The sequence below is a fragment of the uncultured Mucilaginibacter sp. genome (assembly GCF_937859865.1).
GTDB lineage: Bacteria > Bacteroidota > Bacteroidia > Sphingobacteriales > Sphingobacteriaceae > Mucilaginibacter_A.
In genome coordinates this window covers 1-3,833 of the sequence record NZ_CALMAT010000154.1, presented here as the reverse complement: position 1 = coordinate 3,833, position 3,833 = coordinate 1, and the positions used below count along the sequence as shown (strand labels likewise).

The window sequence follows — 3,833 nt, the reverse complement described above, 5'->3', positions numbered from 1 at the left end:
GCTTAGGGCCGGGCGGTGTAGACGAAGGTTCTGTTTTTGATGCCACAGTTTTCCGTTTGCGCGAAGTTTCTTTGGCTTATCAAGTCCCAAAAAACTTTTTGAAAAGGACGCCTTTTGGTTCGGCTTCCATTTCCGTTAGTGGGAGAAACTTGTTTTATTACGCCCCAAATTTTCCAAAATATACCAATTTCGATCCGGAAGTAAGTTCGCTTGGTGTAGGCAATTCTCAAGGTTATGATAACCTGGCCGTACCAACCACCAAACGTTTTGGCGTAAACCTGCGGGTAAGCTTTTAATCCTGAAGATCAATTTTTTTAAAAACTTTAGCGTTATGAAATTTAAAAATAAAACTTGCATACTTCTTTTAACGGGTATTTTTTGGGTTGTTAGTTCGTGCAAAAAATTTGTTGATATCAATGCAGATCCTAACAACCCGACTACGGCACAATTGAGTTTGTTGCTGCCATCTACCCAAATTTCGCTGGTGGGCAACATGTACCAGTTGAACAGCGGCACTTCTACGTTTGTGCAGCATACCATTTATACTACCGGGCAAAGCCGTTTCCAGCAGCAGGGAACCGATTTTAACAATTCCTGGGACGGTTTTTACAGCCAGACTTTAAATGATATTGAGGCGATCATTACGACCGGAACCAGCCAGCAACAATGGGGCTACGTCTCCATTGCCGAACTGGAAAAAGCTTATCTGTACAGTTTGATGGTGGATATGTGGGGCGATATACCTTACATGCAGGCAGAACAGGGACAGGCAAACGGAAGCCCGGCTTTAGAAAGCGGTGCGGCCATTTACGAGAAATTATTGGTTTTGATTGATGCCGGGATTGCAAATGCCAACAAAGTATCGGCAACAACTTTAGTTCCGGCTACTTCGGATGTGTTTTATGCTGGCAACAAAAATTCCTGGATCAGCATGGCCAATTCGTTAAAGCTGAAATTGTATAACCAAATTCGTAAAGTTGATCCTGCCCGTTCGGCAACAGCAATCAAAGCGATTATCAGCAGCGGCGCACCTTTGATCAATACCAATGCGCTTGATTTTACTTTTAAGTTCGGTTCTTCTCAAAACCCAAACAACCGCCATCCCTGGCACCGGGCAGATTATCAGGCTGGAAAAACTTTTTATACCAGCCAGTCCTGGACGGATTTATTGCTGAACAGCGATGACCCGCGTTTGCGTTATTACATCTTCCGCCAAAATGCAACGGCAGGTTTAAACAACAGCAGCAACAGCAACGGCTATTACGGCCGCAACCCCGGCGATGGAACAGCAGCTCCAGCCGATCAGTCGCGCCGTTCAACTTTTGGTATTTATCCGGCCGGTGGTTTGTATGACAATGCGCCGATCAATAGCCTGACTGCTGCAAACTTATATTTAACCAATACCGGCGCAACAGGATCTGTAAAAGTAGTATCGGTTACAGACGGGACAGGTGCCGGCGTGATGCCGCTGATCACCAATGCGATGGTAAAATTTATACGTGCCGAAGCAGCATTGACCTTGGGAACAGGCGACGATGCACGACAAAATTTATCCGATGCTGTAACCGCCAACCTCAACAGCATCAGCACTTACGCGGCTTCAAACGGAGGAATTGTCATGCCAGCAGCCACGGTAACCGGCTTTGTAAACCGGTTGCTTACACGATACGATGCAGCTAACGCGGATGGCAAACTCAACATCGTGATGACGCAGAAATACATCGCCTTGTATGGCAACGGCATGGAAGTTTACAACGATTACCGCCGTACTGGTTTGCCTGTTTTGCGCACGCCGCTGTCGCCGTTGAATACTTTTCCGTTGCGTTTGTACTATTCTCAAACCGAGCTTTCGGCCAATACCATTTTTGGAACGAATGGAAGTGCCATCCAGATTGCCCAACAAACCACGCCCGTTTTTTGGAACAAATAGGCAGGCAAACACCAACAAAAATATAGTGATAAAAGAAGCATCATCAACCTAACATATTCTCCATGAAAAAATTCCTACCGGCATTTCTGCTGATTTTACTCGGACTTTCTGCTTGTAAAAAAGCGCATTACGAGTGGCAGGATTACACTTACACGGCCGTTCCGATTGTTACCATAGATACCACCAAAACCGCTTTGCCAACTCGGCAAAATGGAAAAGTTTCTTTCTTTAATTTGAAAGATCCAAACTTGGCCAATGAGCAGTTTTCGTTTACGTTGAATTGGAACGGATTCGGATTAGCATCAGTCAAATCCATCGAAGTTTACACTAGTTACAACAAAGCCGAATCCAGCGTTCCGGCTTATCCGATCGTGATTTCTTATCCCGGCAACCAATATCCGAATATTGCACAATTCCCGCTGCCAAGTTTGGTGGGCAACAACGATAAATTGTACGAAACGGTAACTACTTTCCCTAAAACTTACAATTTTACGGCTGCACAACTGGCTACCATTTCGGGCATCAGTTTAAGTTCGGTTACTTTAAACGATTACTTTTTATTCAAATTTATTTTGAACCTGACTGACGGACGGCGGATTGTATCCTACTTTAACAATGTTTGCGATGAATCCCGTGGCGAACCTGGCGACTGTAGGACTGGCGTACGGTTTAAAAGCCAATGATTTGACGTAGAAGAGAAGCCGGATCATTCATAACTTTAAGAAACAAAACAGAAAATTAACTAACCAAAACCTTATGATTTCTAAATTTTACCACATGCTTCTTTTACCGATACTTTTTTCAGTTTCGGTAGCACAAGCGCAAAAAAAAGTCCCTTCGCCCAAAGAGCATTTTGGTTTCAACATCGGCGATGATTACAAGCTGGCCAACTACACGCAAACCGAAGCGTATTTTAAAAAGTTGGCCGCTTCTTCTGACCGGGCGCGTTTGGTGGATATCGGTTTGACCGAAGAAGGCCGGCACGAGTACATGATGATTGTTTCTTCGCCCGAAAACCTGAAAAAATTAGACCGTTATAAAACCATTTCACAAAAGCTGGCACATGCTGATGATTTAAATGATACGCAAGCCAAGAGTTTGGCTGCCGAAGGTAAAGCAGTGGTTTGGATTGATGGCGGACTGCATGCTACGGAAGTTGTGGGCGCGCACCAGTTGATCGAAACGATGTGGCAACTGCTGAGCCGCAACGACGAGGAAACGATGAACATTTTAAAGAACGACATTGTGCTGATGACGCATGCCAACCCCGATGGGCAGGAATTGGTTTCCAACTGGTACATGCGCGAACCAAACCCAAAGGACCGCAAAATGGACGTGCCGCGACTGTGGCAAAAATATGTGGGCCACGATAACAACCGCGATTTTTACATGATGAACATGAAGGAAAGCCAGAACATCAGCAAGCAATTGTTTGTGGAATGGATCCCGCAGATTATGTACAACCACCACCAGCGCGGCCCTGCCGGTTCGGTATTGGCTGGCCCGCCGTACCGCGATCCGTTTAATTACGTTTTTGATCCGCTGATTGTAACGAGTATTGATGCCGTGGGTGCCGCTATGAACAACCGTTTGAATGTAGAAGGCAAGCCAGGTTACACACAACGTGCCGGTTCTCAGTTTTCTACCTGGTGGAACGGCGGCTTGCGCACCACGCCGTATTTTCATAACATGGTTGGTTTGTTAACTGAAATCATCGGCAACCCAACTCCGGAAACTGTGGCATTGGTTCCTGACCGTTTAATTCCGAATGGTGCAACGCCAAATCCAGTGGTGCCGCAACAATGGCATTTCCGCCAATCTATAGATTATTCGGTTTCGCTGAATTACGCGGTGTTGGATTATGCAGCCCGTTATCGCACAGAACTATTATACAATATTTATA

At 45.5% G+C, this 3,833-nt stretch carries 4 protein-coding genes; all 4 read left to right on the top strand.

All coding sequences use genetic code 11. From position 1 onward, the window contains the following. The coding region (locus tag Q0192_RS16640) for a hypothetical protein (protein ID WP_299291219.1) at positions 1 to 296 on the top strand (296 nt) is incomplete at its 5' end. Positions 297 to 331: 35 nt separating this feature from the next. After that, positions 332 to 1,930 (top strand): SusD/RagB family nutrient-binding outer membrane lipoprotein, encoded by a 1,599-nt coding sequence (locus tag Q0192_RS16635; protein WP_299291216.1) that lies wholly within the window; start codon positions 332 to 334, stop codon positions 1,928 to 1,930. Between the two features lie 62 nt (positions 1,931 to 1,992). Continuing rightward, the gene (locus Q0192_RS16630; protein ID WP_299291214.1) at positions 1,993 to 2,613 is read left to right on the top strand and encodes a hypothetical protein; all 621 of its coding nucleotides are present in this window, start codon (positions 1,993 to 1,995) and stop codon (positions 2,611 to 2,613) included. 73 nt (positions 2,614 to 2,686) lie between these two features. Then, on the top strand, positions 2,687 to 3,833 hold a 1,147-nt coding region (locus Q0192_RS16625), incomplete at its 3' end, for a M14 metallopeptidase family protein (RefSeq protein ID WP_299291212.1).

Bases quoted from the DNA above. Each gene is read 5' to 3' on its own strand.
- Q0192_RS16630 (WP_299291214.1), top strand. From the start codon at position 1,993: ATGAAAAAATTCCTACCGGCATTTCTGCTGATTTTACTCGGACTTTCT.
- Q0192_RS16635 (WP_299291216.1), top strand. From the start codon at position 332: ATGAAATTTAAAAATAAAACTTGCATACTTCTTTTAACGGGTATTTTT.